Here is a 22377-nt window from a genome sequence, read left to right as displayed (position 1 = left end):
GTGACCCCCTTTGGCACCCGCCTCCGCGAGGCGATGGACTCCCGCGGCCCGCTCTGCGTGGGCATCGACCCGCACGCCGCGCTGCTGGCCCAGTGGGGCCTGAACGACGACATCGACGGCCTGGAGCGGTTCTCGCGTACGGTCGTCGAGGCGCTGGCGGAGTCGGTGGCGGTCTTCAAGCCGCAGGCGGCCTTCTTCGAGCGGTTCGGCTCGCGGGGCGTCGCGGTGCTGGAGCGGACGGTGGCGGACGCGCGGGCGGCGGGCACGCTGGTCGTCATGGACGCCAAGCGGGGCGACATCGGCTCGACGATGGCGGCGTACGCCTCGGCCTTCCTGGACCCCGCCTCCCCGCTGTTCTCCGACGCGCTGACGGTCTCCCCGTACCTGGGCTACGGCTCGCTGAAGCCGGCGGTCGACCTGGCGCGGGAGTCGGGCGCGGGCCTGTTCGTCCTGGCGCTCACCTCCAACCCGGAGGGCGCGGAGGTCCAGCGGGCGGTCCGTACGGACGGCCGGTCGATCGGCGCGACGATGCTCGCCCACCTGGCGGCGGAGAACGAGGGCGCCAGCCCCATGGGCTCCTTCGGAGCGGTGGTCGGCGCCACGCTGGGCGACCTGTCCTCCTTCGACCTGGACATCAACGGCCCGCTGCTCGCCCCGGGGATCGGCGCCCAGGGCGCGACGGCCGCCGACCTCCCGGCGGTCTTCGGCAAGGCGGTCCGCAATGTGGTCCCGAACGTGTCGCGGGGCGTCCTGAAGCACGGTCCGGACGTCGCCGCCCTCCGCGCGAGCGCGGCCGCCTTCGCGGACGAAATCCGCGAGGCCGTCTCCGCGTAAGGGAGCCGTCGGACACGTCGGTCGCACTACTTGACGAAATTCGAACGGCTTTCACCGGACAAAACAGGGGTATTTTGTCCGTGATGTACGGTTCAGTGGAGGCTGACCAGGACTTTTCGTCCGTTCTCGCTGACTGGAGCGGTCATGGCCGCTAGTCTCCGAGCAGAGTGAACGTGCAGCGAACGAGTTGGACCGCTGTTCGGGAGCTCGCCTGGTGTGGTGCCCTTGGGCTCCCCACCGGTCCGTATCCGACAGTTCGACATCCGAGGTGACGTAGGCGTGGCTCTTCCGCCCCTTACCCCTGAACAGCGCGCAGCCGCGCTCGAAAAGGCCGCCGCGGCTCGCCGGGAGCGGGCCGAGGTGAAGAATCGACTCAAGCACTCCGGCGCCTCGCTCCAAGAGGTCATCAAGACCGGCCAGGAGAACGACGTCATCGGCAAGATGAAGGTCTCCGCCCTGCTGGAGTCCCTGCCTGGCGTGGGCAAGGTGCGCGCCAAGCAGATCATGGAGCGCCTCGGCATCTCCGAGTCACGGCGTGTCCGAGGTCTCGGTTCCAACCAGATCGCTTCTCTGGAGCGTGAGTTCGGCACTCCCGCCGGCTGACGCGTCGCCTGAAGTTCTTCCGGCGTTCTCAGGCAGTCCCGGGAACCTGGATAATCCTTCTATGGCAGCAGAGGTTCGTCCGCGGCTGACCGTGCTCTCCGGCCCTTCGGGGGTCGGCAAGAGCACGGTCGTCGCGCATATGCGCAAGGTCCACCCCGAGGTCTGGCTCTCGGTGTCGGCCACCACCCGCAAGCCGCGGCCCGGTGAGCGACACGGAGTCCAGTACTTCTTCGTCAACGACGACGAGTTCGACAAGCTGATCGCCAACGGCGAGCTGCTGGAGTGGGCCGAGTTCGCGGGCAACCGCTACGGCACACCGCGCGGCGCGGTGCTGGAGCGCCTCGAGAACGGCGAGCCGGTACTGCTGGAGATCGACCTCCAGGGCGCACGGCTCGTCCGCGAGTCCATGCCCGACGCCCAGCTGGTCTTCCTGGCCCCGCCGAGCTGGGACGAGCTGGTCCGCCGGCTCACCGGCCGGGGCACCGAATCGGCCGAGGTCATCGAGCGCCGACTCGGGGCCGCCAAGATCGAGCTGGCTGCCGAGTCCGAGTTCGACACCACCCTGGTCAACACCTCCGTCGAGGACGTGGCGCGTGAGCTGCTAGCCTTGATGGACGTTGGCTGATCGTTGATCGATCGTTTCGATTCGATCAATGCCTGATCTTTCACCCATCTTCGGAAGGTAGAGCGTGTCCTCTTCCATCACCGCGCCCGAGGGCATCATCAACCCGCCGATCGACGAGCTGCTCGAGGCCACGGACTCGAAGTACAGCCTCGTGATCTACGCGGCCAAGCGCGCGCGTCAGATCAACGCGTACTACTCCCAGCTCGGCGAGGGCCTGCTGGAGTACGTCGGCCCGCTGGTGGACACCCACGTCCACGAGAAGCCGCTTTCGATCGCGCTGCGCGAGATCAACGCGGGTCTGCTGACCTCCGAGGCCATCGAGGCCCCGGCCCAGTAAGGCACGGCAATTCCTTCACCACAGGCCCGGCAGAACATCTGCCGGGCCTGTGGTGTGTCATGGGTAGGTACGACGGATGTGTCGAAGGGGAGTGCGTGGTGGCTAAGCCGAAGGTCGTGCTGGGAGTCAGCGGCGGGATCGCCGCCTACAAGGCGTGCGAGCTGCTGCGCCGGCTGACCGAGTCCGGCCACGAGGTACGGGTGGTGCCGACGGCCTCGTCGCTCCACTTCGTCGGCGAGGCCACCTGGGCCGCCCTGTCCGGGAACCCGGCCTCCACCGAGGTGTGGGAGACCGTCCACGAGGTGCCCCACGTACGCATCGGGCAGGAGGCCGACCTCGTCGTCGTCGCCCCGGCCACCGCCGACATGCTGGCCAAGGCCGCCCACGGGCTCGCCGACGACCTGCTCACGAACACCCTGCTCACCGCACGCTGTCCGGTGGTCTTCGCCCCCGCCATGCACACCGAGATGTGGGAGCACCCCGCCACCCAGGAGAACGTGGCCACCCTGCGGCGGCGCGGAGCCGTCGTCGTCGAGCCCGCCGTGGGCCGGCTCACCGGCAAAGACACCGGCAAGGGGCGGCTGCCCGACCCCGAGGAGATCTTCGAGGTGTGCCGGACGGTCCTGGCGCGCGGGGTCGCCGAGCCGGACCTCGTCGGGCGGCACGTCGTGATCAGCGCCGGCGGCACGCGCGAGCCCCTCGACCCGGTCCGCTTCCTGGGCAACCGCTCCTCGGGCAAGCAGGGCTACGCCCTCGCCCGTACGGCCGTCGCGCGCGGGGCCCGGGTCACCCTGGTCGCGGCCAACACCGCGCTGGCCGACCCGGCCGGGGTGGACGTCGTACGGGTGGGGACGGCCGTACAGCTGCGCGAGGCCGTGCTCAAGGCGGCGGCCGACGCCGACGCCGTGGTGATGGCGGCGGCCGTGGCCGACTTCCGGCCCGCCGAGTACGCCGGGGGGAAGATCAAGAAGAAGGACGGACAGGAGCCCGCGCCGGTCGCCCTCGTCCGCAACCCCGACGTCCTCGCGGAGATCTCGGCCGACCGGGCCCGGGAGGGGCAGATCGTGGTCGGATTCGCCGCCGAGACCGACGACGTCCTGGCCAACGGCCGCGCCAAGCTCCGGCGCAAGGGATGTGATCTTCTCGTCGTCAACGAGGTCGGCGAGACCAAGACCTTCGGTTCCGAGGAGAATGAAGCTGTCATCCTCGCGTCAGACGGGTCCGAGACGCAGGTGCCCTACGGTCCGAAGGAAGCGCTGGCGGAAGTCATTTGGGACCAGGTGGCGCCCCGGCTCCCCGCGCGACGCGCCTGACCAGGATCCCTTCTCATGGTCACTTCCGTAGGCCAGAATGGAGTGCCGCAGGTCACACCCGATTCATAGGGCGAGACGGGTGGTCCGGCAAACGGTGGCGACCGATAAACTGCATTCGGAACGTGATCGGGCGCAGCCCCCGATGTGGTTCCGCCAAATGATCAGCCAGCAGCCGCTGCAACCCCCAGGGAGCGTTGTGTCCCGTCGTCTCTTTACCTCGGAGTCTGTGACCGAGGGCCACCCTGACAAGATCGCTGACCAGATCAGCGACACGATCCTCGACGCACTCCTCACCGAGGACCCCACCTCGCGCGTGGCGGTGGAGACCCTCATCACCACGGGTCTCGTGCACATCGCGGGAGAGGTGACGACGAAGGCCTACGCGCCGATCGCGCAGCTCGTCCGCGACAAGATCCTCGAGATCGGCTACGACTCCTCCAAGAAGGGCTTCGACGGTGCCTCCTGTGGCGTGTCGGTGTCCATCGGCGCGCAGTCCCCGGACATCGCGCAGGGTGTCGACACGGCCTACGAGACGCGGGTCGAGGGCGATGAGGACGAGCTCGACAAGCAGGGCGCCGGCGACCAGGGCCTGATGTTCGGCTACGCCTGCGACGAGACCCCCGAGCTGATGCCGCTCCCGATCCACCTGGCGCACCGGCTCTCCCGCCGGCTGTCCGAGGTCCGCAAGAACGGGACCATCCCGTACCTGCGCCCCGACGGCAAGACCCAGGTCACCATCGAGTACGACGGCGACAAGGCCGTCCGCCTCGACACGGTCGTCGTCTCCTCCCAGCACGCCTCCGACATCGACCTGGACTCGCTGCTCGCGCCCGACATCCGCGAGTTCGTGGTCGAGCACGTGCTGGCCCAGCTCATCGAGGACGGCATCAAGCTCGACACCGAGGGCTACCGCCTGCTGGTGAACCCGACCGGCCGCTTCGAGATCGGCGGCCCGATGGGCGACGCCGGTCTGACCGGCCGCAAGATCATCATCGACACGTACGGCGGCATGGCCCGCCACGGTGGCGGTGCCTTCTCCGGCAAGGACCCGTCGAAGGTGGACCGTTCGGCCGCCTACGCGATGCGCTGGGTCGCGAAGAACGTCGTCGCCGCCGGTCTCGCCTCGCGCTGCGAGGTCCAGGTCGCGTACGCCATCGGCAAGGCCGAGCCCGTCGGTCTCTTCGTCGAGACCTTCGGCACCGCCAAGGTCGAGGTCCAGAAGATCGAGGACGCGATCGGCGAGGTCTTCGACCTCCGCCCGGCCGCGATCATCCGCGACCTGGACCTGCTGCGCCCGATCTACGCCCAGACCGCCGCCTACGGCCACTTCGGCCGTGAGCTGCCGGACTTCACCTGGGAGCGCACCGACCGCGTGGACGCGCTGCGCGCGGCCGCCGGCCTGTAAGCACCATCCCGCCCACGGCGGGAGCGTACGGCCCCGGACCCGCCGGTCCGGGGCCGTATCGCGTTGCTCGGGAGGGTCCGCTGTCGGTGCCGTTTGGTAAGAATGCTGCTGTGAGCAGCGACAACGGCGAGAACGAATCCGCGGCCGGCGGCCCGCCGGAGCAGCTCGCGCTGATCCGGGAGATGGTCGCCGAGGCGAAGGCCAAAGCGCCCAAGGCCAAGCCCCGCACCTGGCGCGGGGCCGCCGTCGCCGAGGAACTGCCCGTGGCCCGCGTCCTCGTGAACAAGGGCGTGCTCCACCTCGACCGGCTCTTCGACTACGCGGTCCCCGCCGAGCTCTCCGAAACCGCCCAGCCCGGTGTCCGCGTCCGGGTCCGCTTCGGCGCCGGCTCCCACCGGGTCCACGGCGGCAGGCGCGAGGGCGGCGGGCTCATCGACGGCTTCATCGTCGAACGCCGCGCCGACTCCGACTACAACGGAGCCCTCGCCGCCCTCGCCCAGGTCGTCTCGCCCGAAGTGGTCCTCGGCCCCCGCATGCTCGCCCTCGCCCGGGCCGTCGCCGACCGGTACGCCGGCAGCCTGGCCGACGTACTCCAGCTCGCCCTGCCCGCGCGGAGCGCCAAAGCCGAGGCCGCGCCATCACCGGCCCCCCTGCCCCCGCCCGCCGCGCCCGAACCCGGCGGCTGGACACGCTACGGCGCCGGCCCCGCCTTCCTCCGCGCCCTCGCCGGCGGCGGCACCCCGCGCGCCGTCTGGACCGCCCTGCCCGGCCCCGGCTGGGCCGACGAACTCGCCCGGGCCATGGCCGCCACCCTCGCCTCCGGACGCGGGGCCCTCGCCGTCGTCCCCGACGGGCGGACCGCCGCCCGCGTCGACGCCGCGCTCACCGCCCTGCTCGGCGAGGGGCGGCACGCGCTGCTCACCGCCGAATCGGGCCCCGAGAAGCGCTACCGCGAATGGCTTGCCGTGAGCCGGGGCTCGGTGCGGGCCGTCGTCGGCACCCGGGCCGCGATGTTCGCCCCCGTACGGGACCTCGGGCTCGTCGTGATCTGGGACGACGGCGACTCCAGCCACAGTGACGACCGGGCCCCCTTCCCGCACGTCCGGGAGGTCCTGGAACTGCGCGCGGTCAGCGACGGCTGCGGCTTCCTCGCCGGGAGCACCGGCTGCACCGTCGAGGCGGCGCAGCTGGTCGAGTCCGGCTGGGCCCGGCCGCTGGTCGCGAGCCGCGAGACGGTCCGGGAGTGCGCCCCTCGGATCCGGACCGTGGGCGACGAGCTGCTGGCACGGGACGAGGCGGCCCGCGCCGCGCGCCTGCCGAGCCTGGCGTGGGAGACCGTACGGGAGGGGCTGAAGACCGGGCCGGTCCTGGTGCAGGTGCCGCGGCGGGGCTATGTGCCCCGGCTGGCGTGCGAGCGGTGCCGGACCCCGGCCCGCTGCACGGTCTGCGCCGGTCCGCTGGAGGCCCCCGACGCGCGGGACCTCCACTGCGGGTGGTGCGGGCGGGCGGAGCCGGCCTGGCACTGCGAGGAGTGCGGGTCCTTCCGGCTGCGGGCCCAGGTGGTCGGCGCGCGGCGGACCGCCGAGGAGCTGGGGCGGGCCTTCCCGGCCGTGCCCGTACGGACGTCCGGGCGCGACCACATCCTGGACGAGGTGCCGGAGCGGCCGGCGCTGGTGGTGTGCACTCCAGGGGCGGAGCCGGTCGCGGCGGGCGCCGGGTACGCGGCGGCCCTGCTGCTCGACGGCTGGGCGATGCTGACCCGGCCCGACCTGCGGGCGGGCGAGGACGCGCTGCGGCGGTGGATCGCGGCCGCCTCGCTGGTACGGGGGGACGGGCAGGTCGTGGTGGTCGCCGAGCCGACGCTCCGGCCGGTGCAGGCGCTGGTGCGGTGGGACCCCGTCGGTCACGCGGTCCGGGAGCTCGCGGAGCGGGCCCAGCTCGGGTTCCCGCCGGTGTCCCGGATGGCGGCCGTGGCCGGGCGGGGCGAGGCCGTCGAGGCCTTCCTGGCCGGGGCGGGGCTGCCGCCGGACGCGGAGGTCCTGGGGCCGGTGCCGCTGCCTGGGCGGCGGGGGGAGGCCTCTCCGGGAGAGCGGGCCCTGGTCCGCGTCCCCCCGGGCAGCGGCGCGGCCCTGGCAGCCGCCCTCAAGTCGGCACAGGCCGCCCGCATGGCCCGCGGCGTCCCGGCCTCGGACGCGGTCCGCATCCGCATCGACCCACCGGACATCGGCTGACGGTCCGCAACGCCGAACGACCCCGCCTGGGCGCTCGGCTCCGGCGGGGTCGGGGGATCGGCTGGGGCCGTCGGGGGTCGGCGTCCCGGCGGCGGGGGACGGTCAGCCGTTGCGCGGGCCCGGGAAGGCCGGGGAGCGGGGGGCGCTCGCCGCGGTCTGGGACTCCTCGCGCAGCGGCTGCGGCGGCACCGAGCGCGCCGCCGGAATGGAGGGCAGGGGCCCCAGAGTGCGCGTGGTCGTGCCCTCGGCGGGCGGCTCGGCGGCCTCGGCCGCCTGCGCGCGCCGCGCACCGTACCGCCGGTGCACGGCCTGCTTGGTGACGCCGAGCGCCGAACCGACCGCGTCCCACGAGAAGCCGAGCGAGCGGTCGAAGTCCACCGCGGCGGTCACCAGCGTCTCGACGCTGTCCCGCAGCTCCTGCGCGAGGCGGACGGTGGGCGCGGGCGCCCGACCGTAGACGACGAAGCCAGTGGAGGGGCCTGAGCGGCGCGGGCGGTACACATTGCCGAGCTGGGCGGTGAGCGTACGCAGAGCATCCACCTGCCGGCGAACCCGCTCGATGTCCCGCACCAAGAGGTGCAGGCTGGCCCGGGCTTGGGCGTCGTGGGTGGCGTGGTCGGCCATGAAGAAGCCTCTCGAACCGGTGCTGAAGGGCGGATCGGGCCGCAGACACCGTTCACAACGCGGCCCGTTTTGGTCAATCTCTCTTGACCAACGCGCCACCCGGCGCCCAGGTCACGCTCTGGGGGCGTGTCGGCATATGCGAGAGGCGCGCGTGTGTGCGTACGCCCCCTCGGCACCACAGGTGGGGGGCCCGGTGTACGCCCCCTAGACTGGTGCGCTGCTGACAGCCGAGATAGCGAGGTAGGACCCAGTGAAGCTCGTCTTCGCCGGCACCCCCGAGGTCGCCGTGCCCGCCCTGGACGCCCTGATCGCCTCCGGGCGGCACGAGGTCGCGGCCGTCGTCACCCGGCCCGACGCACCGGCCGGCCGCGGCCGGCGGCTCGTCGCCAGCCCGGTCGCCGAGCGTGCCGAGGAGGCCGGGATCGAGATCCTGAAGCCCACCCGGCCGCGCGACCCCGAGTTCCAGGCCCGGCTGCGCGAGATCGACCCCGACTGCTGCCCGGTCGTCGCGTACGGGGCGCTGATCCCCAAGAGCGCCCTGGAGATCCCCCGCCACGGCTGGGTCAACCTGCACTTCTCGCTGCTGCCGGCCTGGCGCGGCGCCGCGCCCGTACAGCACTCGATCATGGCGGGGGACCAGGTCACCGGCGCCTCCACCTTCCGGATCGAGGAGGGGCTGGACACCGGGCCGGTCTACGGGATCCTGACCGAGGAGATCCGGCCCACCGACACCAGCGGCGACCTCCTCACCCGCCTCGCCTTCGCCGGCTCCGGTCTGCTCGCCGCCACCATGGACGGCATCGAGGACGGCACCCTGCGCGCGGTCGAGCAGCCCGTCGACGGCATCTCCATCGCGCCCAAGATCACCGTGGAGGACGCCCGGATCGACTGGACGGCCCCCGCGATGCGCGCCGACCGCGTCGTCCGCGGCTGCACCCCGGCACCGGGCGCCTGGACCGTCTTCCGGGGCGAGCGGCTCAAGCTGATCTCCGTCGGCCTGGTGACCAACCGCACCGACCTGGCCCCCGGCGTGCTGGCCCCGGCCAAGAACAACGTCTACGTCGGCACCGGCTCGCACGCCGTGGAGCTGCTCTGGGTGCAGCCGCAGGGCAAGAAGCCGATGCGCGGCGCCGACTGGGCGCGCGGGGTGCGGATCGCCCCCGGCGAGCGGCTCGGCGGGGTCGACGTAGGCTGAATCCAGCCCGACCCTGTCATTTCGCCATACCTTCAGTACCTCGTAAATCCGGAGCACCTTTCACGTGAGCGAACAGTCCCGTCGTCGTCCCGCCGCAGGCGCGGGCGGCAAGCAGAGCAAGCCGGCGAAGCCGTACCGACGGCCCCAGAAGGACCCCGTCCGGATGCTGGCCTTCGAGGTGCTGCGGGCGGTGGACGAGCGCGACGCGTACGCGAACCTCGTGCTGCCGCCGCTGCTGCGCAAGGCCCGCCAGGACGAGAGCTTCCAGGCGCGTGACGCGGCGCTGGCCACCGAGCTGGTCTACGGGACGCTGCGCCGGCAGGGCACGTACGACGCGGTCATCAAGGCGTGCATCGACCGGCCGCTGCGCGAGGTGGACCCTCCGGTGCTGGACGTGCTCTCGCTCGGCGCCCACCAGCTGCTCGGCACCCGCATCCCGACGCACGCGGCCGTCTCGGCGAGCGTGGAGCTCGCCCGGGTGGTGCTCGGCGACGGGCGCGCGAAGTTCGTGAACGCCGTGCTCCGCAAGATCGCCGCGCACGACCTCGACGCCTGGCTGGAGCGGGTCGCCCCGCCCTACGAGGACGACGCCGAGGAACACCTGGCCATCTACCACTCCCACCCCCGCTGGGTGGTCAGTGCCCTGTGGGACTCCCTCGGCGGCGGGCGCGCCGGGATCGAGGACCTGCTGGAGGCCGACAACGAACGGCCCGAGGTCACCCTGGTCGCACGGCCGGGCCGGTCCACCCCGGAGGAGCTGCTGGAGGCGGTCGGCGAGGACTCGGCGCTGCCGGGCCGCTGGTCCCCGTACGCCGTCCGGATGGCCGAGGGCGGCGAGCCGGGTGCGCTGGAGGCCGTGCGCGAGGGGCGCGCGGGTGTCCAGGACGAGGGCAGCCAGCTGGTGGCGATGGCCCTGGCCGCCGCGCCGGTCGAGGGGCGCGACGAGCGCTGGCTCGACGGCTGCGCGGGCCCCGGCGGCAAGGCGGCCCTGCTCGCCGCGCTCGCGGCGCAGCGCGGGGCGTTCCTGCTGGCCTCCGAGAAGCAGCCGCACCGGGCGCGCCTCGTGGAGCGGGCCCTGGCGGGCAACCCCGGCCCGTACCAGGTCATCGCGGCCGACGGCACCCGGCCGGCGTGGCGTCCGGGCTCCTTCGACCGCGTCCTGATGGACGTGCCGTGCACCGGCCTCGGCGCCCTGCGCCGCCGCCCGGAGGCCCGCTGGCGCCGCCGCCCCGAGGACCTGGAGGGCTTCGCCCCGCTCCAGCGGGCACTGCTGCGCGAGGCCCTGTCGGCCGTGCGGGTGGGCGGTGTGGTGGGCTACGCGACCTGCTCCCCGCACCTCGCGGAGACCCGGGTCGTCGTCGACGACGTCCTGAAGGGCCGCGGCGCGGGCAACTCCCCGGTCGCCGCCGAACTGATCGACGCCCGCCCGTACATGGCGGGAGTCCCGGGCCTGGGCGACGGCCCGGACGTCCAGCTCTGGCCGCACCTGCACGGGACGGACGCGATGTACCTGGCACTGCTGCGCCGGGTGGCGTAGCGGCGGCCCGCCCCTGCGGTGCTCAGGCCGGTGTCACCGCCTCACCCACGTCGAGGGTGAGGCCCCCGGGTTGCAGGATGGTGCGCGTCGTGAACACGGGCACGGTGCCCGCCGTCCGGGTGAGCGATGGAGCGGCGCAGGGCACGCAGGGACTCGTCCTCGGTGGCACCCACCCAACCGGACGCACCGATGCCCCAGGCCCCGTAGCCGATCTCCGACACCGACAGTCCACTGCGTCCCAGGTCGCGGTAGCGCATGGTCGTCCTCCAGGTCTGGTTGGTAGGTCGCGTCGTTACGCCAGGTCCACGTGAGTAGCCGTACTCAGGCGTGGAGGTTCGGCTGTCCCAATACTGGCTACCGGACGAACGGGGGAACAGTGGGACGACGACGGTCACGGCTCGAAGTGTGGTTGCCGGGTGGCTACTTGGCTGTGGTGCTGGGGATTCAGATCTGGGTAGAGGTCCTCAGCCGGACCGGGGACGCGGGGTTCGCCGGGGTGTGGACGCTGTTCGCCACCGCACCGTTCAGTGTCCTGGCGCTGCTGCCCTTCGTGCCCGGGGCGGAGGCTCCAACCGAGCCCCCGGACGGCCTGGTCCACACGGGCCCGGAGCCGCCCACCCCCCTGCCCGCGCCTTCGGAGATGCCTCCTCCGCCTCCGGCCGACTGGAGCGTGGAGCCCTCCGCGGCATCGTCGCTCGACGGGCTCGACGGGCTCGACGCGTGGACCGGGTTCGGCCTCTACGGTGCGATCGTGGTCGGCGCCCTGATGAACGCCACGCTGCTCTGGGGGCTGGTACGAGTCCTGGCGGGTCGGCGCAGCGGCGTGGGGCGGGCGGCACAGGGGTAGCGCTTGGTGGCAGGGGCTGGTTGCGCCACCGGACTGGAGAGGCCCTCCTCGCTCGCGGCGTGTGAGTTCCGGGGTCGTGGCCGGAACCGTGCGGGGGCATGGCAGGCTTGGGGGCATGGCCGCTCAGATTTTCCCCAGCATCCTGTCCGCCGACTTCGCCCGACTCGCCGAGGAGGCGAAGGCCGTCGAGGGAGCCGACTGGCTGCATGTCGACGTCATGGACAACCACTTCGTCCCGAACCTCACCCTCGGCATGCCGATCGTGGAATCCCTGAGCAGGGCCACGGACACCCCCCTCGATCTCCACCTGATGATCGAGAACCCGGACCGCTGGGCGCCCCAGTACGTGGAGGCCGGCGCGGGTTCGGTCACCTTCCACGCCGAGGCCGCGGCCGCCCCGGTGCGGCTGGCGCGGGAGATCCGGGCCAAGGGGGCGCGGGCGTCCATGGCGCTCAAGCCCGCGACCCCGATCGAGCAGTACGAGGACATCCTCCCCGAGCTCGACATGCTGCTGATCATGACGGTCGAGCCGGGCTTCGGCGGTCAGGCCTTCCTCGACATCATGCTGCCCAAGATCCGCCGTACCAGGGAGCTGATCGCCAAGCACGGACTGGAGCTGTGGCTCCAGGTGGACGGCGGGGTCTCGGCGTCGACCATCGAACGCTGTGCCGAGGCCGGCGCCGACGTCTTCGTGGCGGGCAGCGCGGTCTACGGCGCGGTCGACCCGTCCGCCGCCGTACGTACGCTGCGTGAGCAGGCGGACGCGGCGATCTCCGTCGCGCCGTGGGCTTGCGACCACTGAGCCAAGCGTTGATGAACAGCTCGGTGAACGGAAGCTGTCCAGGCTGATCAACAGCCGTTGGATCTGACAGGATGAACGGCGAGTCGAGAGTGTGAACAGCAGTGAGGAGAGCGCGGTGTCTGCAATGTCGGCGGGACGGTCAGCCCTGCGGATGGGACCCGCGGAGCTGGTGCAGGCGGCGGCCATGGCGCGCCGCTTCTACCTCGAGGGCAAATCCAAGATCCAGATCGCCGAGGAGTTCGGCGTGAGCCGCTTCAAGGTGGCCAGGGTCCTGGAGACCGCGCTGGAACGCGATCTCGTACGGATCGAGATCCGCGTGCCGGCCGAACTGGACGCGGAGCGGTCCGACGCGCTCCGGGCCCGGTACGGGCTGCGGCACGCGGTGGTCGTGGAGTCGCCCGCCGACGCCACCGAGGACGCGCCCGATCCGGAGAACCTCGGCGCGGTCGCCGCCGATCTGCTCGGCGAGCTGGTCAACGAGGGCGACGTACTGGGCCTCGCGTGGGGTCGGTCGACCATCCACATGGCCGCCTCCCTGCACCGGCTGCCGCCCTGCACCGTGGTGCAGCTGACCGGTGTCTACGACGCGGGAACCGCCGAGCGGGGTTCGGTCGAGGCCGTGCGCAGGGCCGCCCAGGTCTCGGGCGGCGACGCGCACCCGATCTACGCGCCGATGCTGCTGCCCGATCCGGCGACCGCGGCCGCGCTGCGGAGCCAGACCGGGATCGCGCGCGCCTTCGAGTACTTCGACAAGGTGACGGTCGCGGCCGTCTCCATCGGGTCGTGGGAGCCGGGCATCTCCACCGTCCACGACATGCTCAGCGACGAGGAGCGGGCCCACTACGCCTCGCTCGGCGTGGCGGCCGAGATGTCCGCCCATCTGTTCGATTCCGAGGGGCGGCGGGTCGGCCGGGACCTCGGCGAGCGGTGCATCACCGTCGAGGCGGACCGGCTGCGGCGGATCCCCGAGGTCGTGGCGATCGCGGGCGGGCTGCGCAAGGCCTCCGCGATCGGAGCGGTGCTCCGGTCGGGGCTGGTGACCAGCCTCGTCACCGATACGGCGGTCGCCGACTACCTGCTGACCGAGTCGGCGCCGGGGCTGCGGCCGGCGCTGGAGCGGGCCGACCCGGACGACCTGTAGGCGCCGCGGCCGCCGCCGCTGGGGCGGATGGTGTTGGAATTGAGATCCGAAGGGCGGACCGTGCGGCGGCCTGCTGGGCGCATACTGGTCCCGATGACAAAGTCAGCAGTACCTCGCCGCCATTTGCCGTCCAGCCCGTTCAAGGCCCCCGTGGAACAGCCCATCCGGCAGTTCAGCGTCGGCGACCGGGTCTCTCACGATGAGCACGGCCTCGGCCGTGTCGTCGGAATCGAGGAGGGGATCGCTGTTCTCGTCGACTTCGGATCGGTCCAGAAAAGGGTCCTGAGCCCGTACACCAAGATGTCCGCGCTCTGAGCCGAGGCCATCTGAGGCCATTGGGCGATTCGCGAGCGAATCGGATATTTGGCACGATCGGTGCATGATCTTTCGGAACGCGCCCCGATCGTTGCTGCGTTTGCTGGGGGCCCTGTTCCTCTGCGCCGCGCTGGTCGGTGCGGTGGGCTGCGGCGGGCAGCAGGCCGGGCCCGCCGCCAGTGCCAGTCCCGGTGCCTCCAGGGGTGGGACCGGTGGCACCGCCGTGCCCGGGTGGGCCAAGGGGATGGCGACCGTACGGGCGGACGCGCTGCCGCAGCAGGCCCGGGAGGTGCTCGCGCTCATCGACAAGGGCGGGCCGTATCCGTACCGGCAGGACGGGACCGTCTTCGGGAACTTCGAGAAGGCGCTGCCGAAGCAGAAGCGTGGCTACTACCACGAGTTCACGGTGAGGACGCCGGGGGAGCGGGACCGCGGGGCGCGGCGGATCGTGACCGGTGAGGGTGGGGAGTTCTTCTACACGGACGACCACTACGACACCTTCAAGGCGGTTCTCCGATGACCACCCTGGAACCGCAGCCGCTCGGGCCGGCGCTGGCAGCCGCCGAGGAGGCGGGCTGGACGACCGTACGGCTGGACTTGGACGGCGTACGGAGCAAGGCCGAGCTGATGGCCCGCTGCCGGGAGGCCCTGTTCCTGCCGGAGTGGGTCGGCAGGAACTGGGACGCGCTGGCCGATGCGGTGCGGGATCTGTCGTGGCTGCCGGACGCCGGGGCCGCGGGGCGGCTGGTGGCGGTGACGTCGTGGCGGGCCTATGCCGCTGCGCGGCCGGCGGAGTGGGAGACGTTGCGGGAGATCCTGGAGGAGGCCGTGGATTTCTGGCGGGAGCAGGAGGGGGCGCCGATGTTGACGGTGCTGCTGGCGGACGCCGCCGACGCCCCGCGCCGCAAGCCCCGGCGGGGCTGAATGGACCTGGGGCTCCGCCCCGGACCCCGCTCCTCAAACGCCGGAGGGGCTGGATCCGGGGCGGAAGGGGTCAGTTCTGGGGGGTTTTCGGGATCCAGGGTGGGGTTTGGCCCCAGGACCAGACCGGGATCTTGGCCGCGTCCACGGGGGGTGGGTTGGGGCCCGAGTAGATCAGGGCCATGCGGGTGCCCCACTCGATGTAGTAGGCGAACACCGCGCGGAACTCGGGGTCCGTCGGGAGGCCGACCACGTCGGCCGTGTCCATCAGGAGGTCCACCCAGCGGCGGCGCTGCTTCTCGGTGATGCCGCGGCCCAGGTGTTTGGTGGCCATGTGCTGGTGCCCGCCGTGGTGGGCGGTGTAGTCGGCCGGGCCGCCGAAGACCTCCGACAGCCAGACCGCGACGTGCTGCGGGTGCTGCGAGTCCATGCCGGCGAAGACCGGGGCCAGGATCTCGTCCCGCAGGGCGTGGGCGTAGAAGGCGTCGGTGAGGCGGTTCATCGCCTCCGCGCCGCCCATCCACTCGTAGATGGTGGGTGTGGTGCTCATGGTTATGCGGAGGCCTTTCCGGTGCCCGCGACGTCGGTCACCGCGTAGTGCTGCATTTCCTCGATCGCCGTCACGTACGGACGGATCGCGCTGAAGAAGGCGGGGAAGTGCTCGCCCTTGCGGAAGCCGTTGAGGTGCGCGTCGACCGATGTCCAGCGGATCCGGAGGATGTAGCGCTCCTTCTCCTCCTCGCAGCGGGCCAGCTCGTAGTCGATGCACTCGGGCGCAGCGGCCAGGGCCTCGGCGGCCCGGGTGTAGGCGTCTTCGAAGGCCGGCTGGTCGTCCAATGCGATCCGGTAGCGGATGTATTCGACGGTCGTGGTCATGGTGCGTGCCCTCCCAGGGTGGTGGTCGTGGCCAGCCTTACGCGATCATGCGCCGGTGTGGGGGCTTTTGGTCATTCGGACTCGGACTTCATGGAGTCCGCGTCCGCGTCCGACACGTCCGGGCCCTGCGCGCGGACCTGGTGGACCTTGTCCAGGGACTCGCGCAGTTCCGTCAGCCACGCGTCGGTGTTGCGTCCGACGAGGCGGACGCACCAGGCGAGGGCGTCGGCCCGGCTGCGGGCGACGCCGCCGGCGACCAGGGTGTCGAGCACCTGGCGTTCGGACTGGCGCAGGCGGGTCATCACCGGGACGGCGAGGTGGGTGAAGAGGGCCGTCTCCTCACCCACCCGGACGCCCCAGGCGACCTTGCGGCGGTAGAGCTCCTCGGCCTCGCGGGCCACCTCGATGCGCTGCTCGCGGGTGCGCTCGCGGAACTCATTGACCGACTCGGTCGCCGGGATGGTGCCGACGACCGTGATCTCCTCGCGGTCGACCGTGACCGAGACGAGGGATTCGTAGATGTCCACCGGCAGGCGCTCGGCGAACCATGCGCGGAGCTGTTCGCTCTGTTCGGCTGTAATCATGTAATCAACGTTGCGTCCGGTCCTGCCTTGATCGCAAGGGCTTCTCTGTTCGCTCTCAGCCCATCGAGCGGTAGCGGTGGATCAGGGAGACCGCCATCGCGCCCTCGCCGACGCCCGAGGCGACCCGTTTGACCGAGTGGGCGCGGACGTCGCCCGCCGCGAAGACGCCGGGGACGCTCGTCTCCAGGGGGTAGGGGGCGCGTTCCAGGCTCCACTCGGCCGGGAGTTCGCCGCCGTTCGAGATCAGGTCCGAGCCGGTGAGGACGAAGCCGTACTCGTCGCGCTCGACGACGCCCGACAGCCAGTCGGTGTGCGGGCGGGCGCCGATGAAGGTGAACATGAAGCGGGCCGGGATCTCCGTGTCCTCGCCGGTGTCCGCGTCGTGGAGGGTCAGCCGCTCCAGGTGCTCCTCGCCGTCGAGGCGGACCACCGTCGTGCGGACCTTGACCTCGATGTTCGGGGTGCGGCCGATCTCGTCGATCAGGTAGCGGGACATGCTCGCGTCCAGGGAGGCCGCGCGGACCAGGATCGTCACGCGGGCCGCGTACTTGGCGAAGTGGACGGCCGCCTGGCCGGCCGAGTTGGCCCCGCCCACGATGAACACGTGCTGCGAGATGCAGGCGGAGCTCTCGGTGGTGGCCGCGCCGTAGTAGAGCCCCGCGCCCTCGAAGCGGTCCGCGCCGGGGGCTTCCAGGCGGTTGTAGGAGACCCCGGTGGCCAGGAGGACCGTCTCCGCGCTGATCTCCGTGCCGTCCGCCAGGGTGAGGATCTTCGCGGGGTCGTCCCGGGTCAGCGAGACCACCTCCACCGGGTGCAGGATCTCGGCGCCGAACCGCGACGCCTGGATGGTGGCGCGGCGGGTCAGGTCGCCCCCGGAGAGGCCCGAGGGGAAGCCGAGGTAGTTCTCGATCAGGCTGGAGGTGCCGGCCTGGCCGCCGGGGGCGCGGGCGTCCAGCATCAGGGTGGAGAGGCCTTCGGAGGCCGAGTAGACGCCCGCCGCCAGGCCGGCCGGGCCCGCGCCGACGATGACGCACTCGTAGTGCGGGCGGGAGGCGGTGGTGGCCAGGCCCAGGTGCTGGGCGAGCTGGGTGTCCGTGGGTGCGGAGAGCACCGACCCGTCCGGGAAGCGGACGAGGGGGAGGGCCGCGTCGGGCTGGCCGGCGATCAGTGTCAGGGCTTCCGGGTCCCGTTCGACGTTGAGGAAGCGGAACGGCTGGCCGTTGCGGGTGAAGAAGTCCCGGACGGCGTGGGTGCCGGGGGAGACCAGGTGGCCGGCGACGATGATCCCGTCGTACGCCGGGCGGTAGGTGGCCAGCCAGTCCGACAGCAGGTCGTCGAGGACCGGGAAGAGCCGCTCGTGCGGCGGGTCCCAGGGCTTGAGCAGGTAGTAGTCCAGCCGGACCCGGTTGATGGCGGTGATCGCCGCGTCGGTCTCCGCGTACGCCGTGAGCAGGACCCGGCGGGCGTCGGGGAAGCGGCTGACGGCTTCCAGGAGGAACTCGACGCCGGTGACGTCGGGCATCCGCTGGTCGACGAGGAACAGCGCCGGGTCGTGGCCGCGTTCGTCGAGGGAGTCCAGGATCTTCAGGGCGTCGGCGGCGGAGGACGCGCCGAGGACGCGGTAGCGGTCGCCGTAGGCGCTGCGCAGATCACGGCGGACGGCGCGCAGCACCTGCGGGTCGTCGTCCACGGCCAGGATGACCGGCTTCCTGCTCTCCACCCGTGCGGCCGCGTCGGTCGTGGCGGCGGTGTCGGTCGTCACGGCGGGGGCGCCGCTCTCCGGGGCCGCGTTCACGCCGGGTCCAGCATCAGCTTGTCGGCGTAGCACCAGGCCCAGTCCTCGCCGGGCTCGTGCGAGGCCGCGATGGGGTGCTCGGTCGTGCGGTAGTGGCGGGTGGCGTGACGGTTCTTCGAGGAGTCGCAGCATCCGACGTGCCCGCAGCTGAGGCACATCCGCAGGTGCACCCAGGTGTCGCCGGCGATGAGGCACTCCTCGCAGCCCTCGGTGCCGGGCTTCACCGGACGTATCCGATCGATGTGTGTGCACAACAGGTCCATCGTCATCGTCCCCGTCCCTCTCCTCGTGCTCATGCTGCTCATCAGCACCGCGCGCCCGTGATTCCCGGCGCGTCCAGACCATAAGGCGGAGTCCCGGTAATGGTTCAGTGATTCGGCCGAAGTCAGGTAGTCCTGAAGTTACTTCATGACCTCGCGGGACGACTTCCTGAGGTGCTCCCATGACCTGGCCCGCTACCTCACGAAGTCGCATACCCGCGCTTTGACGCAGCCTCCGGGCCCGGCCAGTGTGGTGGACGCCAACGACAACAGGCGGCGCCTGGAGGAATACGTGAGCAGAAAGATTCTGGTCATTGTCTCCGAACACGGTTACTGGGCCGAGGAACTGATAGGGCCCGTATCGAAGTTCGACGAACGCGGCTACGAGGTCATATTCGCCACGCCGACCGGGAAGCGTGCGCACGCTCTTCCGCCGAGCCTCGACGCGAACTACATCGATCCTCCACTGGGACGCTCGGTCACCACCGAGGAGAACGCCCGGCTGGGACGGGAGTTCGAGCAGTCGAGCCGGCTGGACTCGCCGCTGGACATCGAGGCGTGGGTCCCCGAGCGCCCGTACACGAGCGACGAGGGCTACCTGCGCAAGCTGGAGCAGTACCACCGCGATCTGGACAAGCTCGACGCTGACATCGCCGACTACGACGCGATCCTCATCGTCGGCGGCAGCGGCCCGATCGCCGACCTCGCCAACAACGAGCGCGTGCACGCCCTGATCCTGGCCTTCAAGAAGGCCGGCAAGGTCGTGGCCGCGGAGTGCTACGGGGTCGCCTGCCTGGCCTTCGCCCGGGACTGGAGCGACCGCAAGAGCATCATCTGGGGCAAGCACGTGACCGGCCACTGCAAGGAGTACGACTACAAGGACGGCACCGGATTCCTCGGTACCGACTTCAACATGGGGCCGCCGCCGTATCCGCTGGAGTACATCCTGCGTGACGCCACCGGGCCGCGCGGCGCGTACCACGGCAATTTCGGCAAGCCGGTTTCGGTCATCGTCGACTTCCCGTTCGTGACCGGACGGTCCACCCCTGACTCGTACCTCACGGGACAGAAGATCGTGGAAGTCCTGGAGGACGGTCTCACCCGTTACGGCTGGTAATTCCGGTAACTGTTGGGAATGAGGGGGAGTTCGATGAATACCGGAGCCACTCCCGGACGGGAAAGGCTGATCGAGCAGTTCAAGGCCGACGGTCTGAAGGTGATGTTCGGAAATCCCGGGACGGTGGAACAGGGATTCCTCGACGCGGTGGACGCGGCCGAGGACTTCCAGTACGTCCTCGCCCTCCAGGAGACCGTGGCCGCCGGTATCGCCGACGGATACGCCCGGGCGACCGGCGGCGCGGCCCTCCTCCAGCTGCACTCCGGGGTGGGGCTGGGCAACGGCATTGGCATGCTCTACCAGTCGCTGCGCGGCCACACCCCGCTCGTCGTGGTCGCCGGCGACGCCGGGGTGCGCTACGACGCCATGGACGCGCAGATGGCGTCCGATCTGGTGGCGATGGCGAAGCCGGTGACCAAGTACGCGACCCGGGTCACCGATCCGCGGTCCGTGCTCCGCACCATCCGGCGGGCCGTGAAGATCGCGCTCACCCCGCCCCGCGGGCCCGTGTTCGTGGCGCTGCCCATGGACGTGCTGGACGAGCTCAACTCCGAGCCCGTACTGCCCGCCACGGTGCCGCTCACGGACGTGGCGCCCTCGCCGGCCTCGGTGGGGCGGGCGGCCGACCTGCTCGCCTCCGCCGAGCGTCCGCTCGTCCTCGTCGGCGACGGGGTCTCGCTCTCCGGGGCGCAGCGGGAACTCGTCGCCGTCGCCGAGCTGCTGGGCGCCGACGTGTACGAGGTCGACTCCTCGGAGGTCAACATCGCGGCCTCGCACCCGCTGCGGCGCGGCCAGACGGGCCACATGTTCGGCCCGCACAGCAAGGACCTCGTGGCGGACGCCGATGGGGTGCTGATCGTCGGCACCTATGTCTTCCCGGAGGTGTTCCCCGAGCTGGAGAGCCCCTTCCGGCCGGGCGCCAAGGTGGTCCACATCGACCTCAACGCCTACGAGATCGCCAAGAACCACCCCGTGGACCTGGGCCTCGCCGCGGACCCCAAGCAGGCGCTGCGCGCGCTGGCCGCCGTACTGGAACACCTGCTGACCCCGCAGCGGCGGGCCGCCGCCGCGGCCCGGCTCGACGTACGGACCCGGGAGCGGGCCCGCGAGGCGCGGTCGGTGACCGACGAGGGCACGGCGATGTCCGCCTTCCTGCGGACGCTGGCCGAGCGCACCGGCGGGGACCTCATCGTCTTCGACGAGGCGCTGACCACCTCCCCGCTGGTCACCAAGTACCTGCCGGCGGAGCGCCCGGGCGACTACCACCTGACCCGGGGCGGCTCGCTGGGCGTGGGCTTCCCGGGCGCGGTCGGCGCCAAGCTCGCCCGCCCGGACCGGCTCGTCGTCGGCTTCGCGGGCGACGGCGGGTCGATGTACACCTACCAGGCGCTGTGGACGGCGGTCCGGCACGGGATCGACGCCAAGTTCGTGGTCTGCAACAACCGCAAGTACCGGCTGCTGGACGACAACATCGCCCAGTACTGGCGCGAGCGGGACATCCCGGAGCACGGCTTCCCGGGCTCCTTCGACCTCTCCCACCCCGAGATCGACTTCGCCGGGCTGGCCCGGTCCCTCGGCGCCGGCGGGATACGGGTGGAGAAGCCGGACGAGGCGGTGACCGCCGTGAGCCGGATGCTGGCCCACCCCGGACCGTTCCTCGTCGACATCCAGATCTGAGACACCCACCGGACAGGAGGAGACCGCATGCCCGCCGAGCGGCAGTTGACCGAGGACGCGATCCGCAGGTTCGCCGAGGACTGGTACGTGGCGCTGGACCGGCACGTAGAGCTCGACCACGTGCTCGCCCTGATCACCGAAGACCTGGAGTTCAAGGTCCCCGAGGACACCTTCCTCGGACACCAGGGCTTCGGCCGCTGGTACGAGGCCGTCACGAACCGGTTCTTCGACGAGGTGCACACGGTCACCAAGGTGGAGCCGGTCATCGAGGGCGACCGGGCGGTCGTCCGGGTCCTCGTCAACTGGCAGGCGAAGATCTGGGACGCGCCGGCCGCCCGCAGCGAGTGGCTCGGATTCGACGCCGACCAGACCTGGACCGTGGTGGCCGGCCCCGACGGACCGCTGATCAAGCAGTACACCGTCAACGACCTGGCTCCTATGCCCGGTTCCGGCTCCCTCTGACGGCCGGCGAAGGAGAAGCGACGATGACCGAAGTGACACCGGAGCGGGTCCGGGCGGCCTATGCCGCCCTCGGCTCCGGCGACCGGGCGCGCATCCTGGAGTACTACTCCGAGGACCTGCGCTGGCTGGTGCCGGGCAACCACCCGCTCGCCGGCTGGTACGAGAGCCTGGACGCCTTCCTGGAGCTGATGGGGCAGACCCACAAGCTCACCGGCGGCACCTTCCGGATGGACCTGGAGGCGATCCTCGTCGGCGAGGACTGCTCCGCGGACGTGTGCCGCAACGTCGCCCTGCGGGACGGCGCGGACCGGGACAGCCCGTCCCCGTACGAGCGGATGGACTACCCCGTCTTCCACTTCTTGCGCTGGCAGGACGGCCGCGTCGTGGAGGGCCGCGACGGGCTCTTCGGCGACACGGCCTCCGCCTTCAGCCAGTTCTGGGCGCCCTTCGCGCCGGACGGAACCCGCAGGGACCGATAGGGGATGAGCGCGATGGACGCGAAGCAGATCCTGCAGAAGTACTACGAGTACGCCAACGCCGGGGACTGGGACCGCTGGTGCGACCTGTTCGCCGACGACCAGGTCATGGACGAGCAGCTCGCCGGCCACATCGAGGGCCTGGACGTCCTGCGCTCGATGATGAAGGGCATGGGCACGATGTACCGGGTCTTCCGGAACGAGCCCGTGCACTTCATCGTCGACGCAGGCGGGGAGAAGGCGGCGGCCGTCTCCCACCTGACGGCCGTCAGCGCCTCCGGCGAGGCCATCGAGGCCGAGGTCATGAACTTCTTCCGGATCGCGGACGGGAAGATCGCCTACATGGCGAACTACCATGACACGGTCCCCTTCCAGGTGCTGAACCAGGGCTGAGGGGGCC

26 protein-coding genes and 1 pseudogene are annotated in these 22377 nt (G+C 71.5%); 20 read left to right on the top strand and 7 right to left on the bottom strand.

Features of this window, described 5'->3' with window-relative positions:
• The 7 genes from pyrF to ACGFYU_RS19820 all read left to right on the top strand — a co-directional run bounded on the left by pyrF (position 1) and on the right by ACGFYU_RS19820 (position 7348).
• Positions 1-834, top strand: coding sequence for an orotidine-5'-phosphate decarboxylase (gene pyrF, locus ACGFYU_RS19850; RefSeq protein WP_393828588.1), 834 nt, complete (start codon positions 1-3; stop codon positions 832-834).
• Between the two features lie 279 nt (positions 835-1113).
• Positions 1114-1437, top strand: coding sequence for an integration host factor (locus tag ACGFYU_RS19845; protein ID WP_008740406.1), 324 nt, complete (start codon positions 1114-1116; stop codon positions 1435-1437).
• A 61-nt stretch (positions 1438-1498) separates the two neighbouring features.
• Positions 1499-2062, top strand: coding sequence for a guanylate kinase (gmk, locus tag ACGFYU_RS19840; protein ID WP_393828587.1), 564 nt, complete (start codon positions 1499-1501; stop codon positions 2060-2062).
• 64 nt (positions 2063-2126) lie between these two features.
• On the top strand, positions 2127-2399 hold the full coding sequence (gene rpoZ / locus ACGFYU_RS19835; protein WP_004948662.1) for a DNA-directed RNA polymerase subunit omega: 273 nt from the start codon (positions 2127-2129) through the stop codon (positions 2397-2399).
• A gap of 98 nt (positions 2400-2497) precedes the next feature.
• Positions 2498-3712: a bifunctional phosphopantothenoylcysteine decarboxylase/phosphopantothenate--cysteine ligase CoaBC gene (gene coaBC, locus ACGFYU_RS19830; RefSeq protein ID WP_393828586.1), complete on the top strand. Its 1215-nt coding sequence runs from the start codon at positions 2498-2500 to the stop codon at positions 3710-3712.
• A gap of 196 nt (positions 3713-3908) precedes the next feature.
• Positions 3909-5117: a methionine adenosyltransferase gene (metK, locus tag ACGFYU_RS19825; RefSeq protein WP_385406392.1), complete on the top strand. Its 1209-nt coding sequence runs from the start codon at positions 3909-3911 to the stop codon at positions 5115-5117.
• 182 nt (positions 5118-5299) lie between these two features.
• A complete protein-coding gene (locus ACGFYU_RS19820) occupies positions 5300-7348 on the top strand; it encodes a primosomal protein N' (protein WP_393828681.1) in 2049 nt (682 codons plus the stop codon).
• A 102-nt stretch (positions 7349-7450) separates the two neighbouring features.
• On the opposite strand, the gene ACGFYU_RS19815 is transcribed toward ACGFYU_RS19820, so the two are convergent.
• Positions 7451-7972 carry a hypothetical protein gene (locus ACGFYU_RS19815; RefSeq protein WP_393828585.1) on the bottom strand — a complete coding sequence of 174 codons (522 nt, stop codon included), beginning with the start codon at positions 7970-7972 and terminating at the stop codon, positions 7451-7453.
• Between the two features lie 250 nt (positions 7973-8222).
• Between ACGFYU_RS19815 and fmt the strand changes: the two genes are divergently transcribed.
• On the top strand, positions 8223-9167 hold the full coding sequence (gene fmt, locus ACGFYU_RS19810; protein ID WP_393828584.1) for a methionyl-tRNA formyltransferase: 945 nt from the start codon (positions 8223-8225) through the stop codon (positions 9165-9167).
• A gap of 64 nt (positions 9168-9231) precedes the next feature.
• Positions 9232-10704, top strand: a complete 1473-nt coding sequence (locus ACGFYU_RS19805) for an RsmB/NOP family class I SAM-dependent RNA methyltransferase (protein WP_393828583.1) — start codon at positions 9232-9234, stop codon at positions 10702-10704.
• A 125-nt stretch (positions 10705-10829) separates the two neighbouring features.
• On the opposite strand, the pseudogene ACGFYU_RS19800 reads toward ACGFYU_RS19805, so the two are convergent.
• Positions 10830-10961, bottom strand: a pseudogene (locus ACGFYU_RS19800) (aldo/keto reductase); the annotation flags it as partial.
• 50 nt (positions 10962-11011) lie between these two features.
• On the opposite strand from ACGFYU_RS19800, the gene ACGFYU_RS19795 reads away from it, so the two are divergent.
• From ACGFYU_RS19795 to ACGFYU_RS19770, 6 genes are all read left to right on the top strand, one after another.
• A complete protein-coding gene (locus ACGFYU_RS19795) occupies positions 11012-11551 on the top strand; it encodes an SCO4225 family membrane protein (protein WP_393828582.1) in 540 nt (179 codons plus the stop codon).
• Positions 11552-11666: 115 nt separating this feature from the next.
• The gene (rpe, locus tag ACGFYU_RS19790) at positions 11667-12353 is read left to right on the top strand and encodes a ribulose-phosphate 3-epimerase (protein WP_393828581.1); all 687 of its coding nucleotides are present in this window, start codon (positions 11667-11669) and stop codon (positions 12351-12353) included.
• A gap of 91 nt (positions 12354-12444) precedes the next feature.
• Complete coding sequence (locus ACGFYU_RS19785) at positions 12445-13494, top strand: sugar-binding transcriptional regulator (protein WP_382642715.1); 1050 nt, start codon at positions 12445-12447, stop codon at positions 13492-13494.
• A 93-nt stretch (positions 13495-13587) separates the two neighbouring features.
• Positions 13588-13809: a CarD family transcriptional regulator gene (locus ACGFYU_RS19780; protein ID WP_329387870.1), complete on the top strand. Its 222-nt coding sequence runs from the start codon at positions 13588-13590 to the stop codon at positions 13807-13809.
• Between the two features lie 64 nt (positions 13810-13873).
• On the top strand, positions 13874-14329 hold the full coding sequence (locus tag ACGFYU_RS19775) for a ribonuclease domain-containing protein (RefSeq protein ID WP_393828580.1): 456 nt from the start codon (positions 13874-13876) through the stop codon (positions 14327-14329).
• Positions 14326-14733 carry a barstar family protein gene (locus tag ACGFYU_RS19770; protein WP_393828579.1) on the top strand — a complete coding sequence of 136 codons (408 nt, stop codon included), beginning with the start codon at positions 14326-14328 and terminating at the stop codon, positions 14731-14733. The genes ACGFYU_RS19775 and ACGFYU_RS19770 overlap by 4 nt, the downstream gene beginning before the upstream one ends.
• A 70-nt stretch (positions 14734-14803) precedes the next feature.
• On the opposite strand, the gene ACGFYU_RS19765 is transcribed toward ACGFYU_RS19770, so the two are convergent.
• The 5 genes from ACGFYU_RS19765 to ACGFYU_RS19745 form a co-directional block, all read right to left on the bottom strand.
• Entirely contained in the window at positions 14804-15280 is a 477-nt protein-coding gene (locus ACGFYU_RS19765; protein WP_393828578.1) for a group II truncated hemoglobin, read from the bottom strand.
• Positions 15281-15282: 2 nt separating this feature from the next.
• Positions 15283-15606, bottom strand: a complete 324-nt coding sequence (locus ACGFYU_RS19760) for a putative quinol monooxygenase (RefSeq protein WP_393828577.1) — start codon at positions 15604-15606, stop codon at positions 15283-15285.
• Between the two features lie 71 nt (positions 15607-15677).
• A complete protein-coding gene (locus tag ACGFYU_RS19755) occupies positions 15678-16190 on the bottom strand; it encodes a hypothetical protein (RefSeq protein ID WP_393828576.1) in 513 nt (170 codons plus the stop codon).
• A 55-nt stretch (positions 16191-16245) separates the two neighbouring features.
• Positions 16246-17952, bottom strand: a complete 1707-nt coding sequence (locus tag ACGFYU_RS19750; RefSeq protein ID WP_393828680.1) for an FAD-dependent oxidoreductase — start codon at positions 17950-17952, stop codon at positions 16246-16248.
• 29 nt (positions 17953-17981) lie between these two features.
• A complete protein-coding gene (locus tag ACGFYU_RS19745; protein ID WP_393828575.1) occupies positions 17982-18281 on the bottom strand; it encodes a UBP-type zinc finger domain-containing protein in 300 nt (99 codons plus the stop codon).
• A gap of 256 nt (positions 18282-18537) precedes the next feature.
• Between ACGFYU_RS19745 and ACGFYU_RS19740 the strand changes: the two genes are divergently transcribed.
• Genes ACGFYU_RS19740 through ACGFYU_RS19720 form a run of 5 tightly spaced genes read left to right on the top strand, consistent with a single transcriptional unit; the run spans position 18538 to position 22370 of the window.
• Positions 18538-19362, top strand: coding sequence for a type 1 glutamine amidotransferase domain-containing protein (locus ACGFYU_RS19740; RefSeq protein ID WP_393743457.1), 825 nt, complete (start codon positions 18538-18540; stop codon positions 19360-19362).
• Between the two features lie 33 nt (positions 19363-19395).
• Complete coding sequence (locus tag ACGFYU_RS19735) at positions 19396-21039, top strand: thiamine pyrophosphate-binding protein (protein WP_393828574.1); 1644 nt, start codon at positions 19396-19398, stop codon at positions 21037-21039.
• Positions 21040-21066: 27 nt separating this feature from the next.
• Entirely contained in the window at positions 21067-21501 is a 435-nt protein-coding gene (locus tag ACGFYU_RS19730; RefSeq protein WP_393828573.1) for a nuclear transport factor 2 family protein, read from the top strand.
• Between the two features lie 23 nt (positions 21502-21524).
• On the top strand, positions 21525-21980 hold the full coding sequence (locus tag ACGFYU_RS19725) for a nuclear transport factor 2 family protein (protein ID WP_393828572.1): 456 nt from the start codon (positions 21525-21527) through the stop codon (positions 21978-21980).
• A gap of 3 nt (positions 21981-21983) precedes the next feature.
• Positions 21984-22370 carry a nuclear transport factor 2 family protein gene (locus ACGFYU_RS19720; RefSeq protein WP_393828571.1) on the top strand — a complete coding sequence of 129 codons (387 nt, stop codon included), beginning with the start codon at positions 21984-21986 and terminating at the stop codon, positions 22368-22370.
• Positions 22371-22377: the final 7 nt, after the last annotated feature.

The organism is Streptomyces sp. NPDC048337, from assembly GCF_043201175.1.
Classification (GTDB): Bacteria; Actinomycetota; Actinomycetes; order Streptomycetales; family Streptomycetaceae; genus Streptomyces.
Note: the sequence above shows the minus strand (reverse complement) of the source record. Positions and strands in the feature narration are given on the sequence as shown.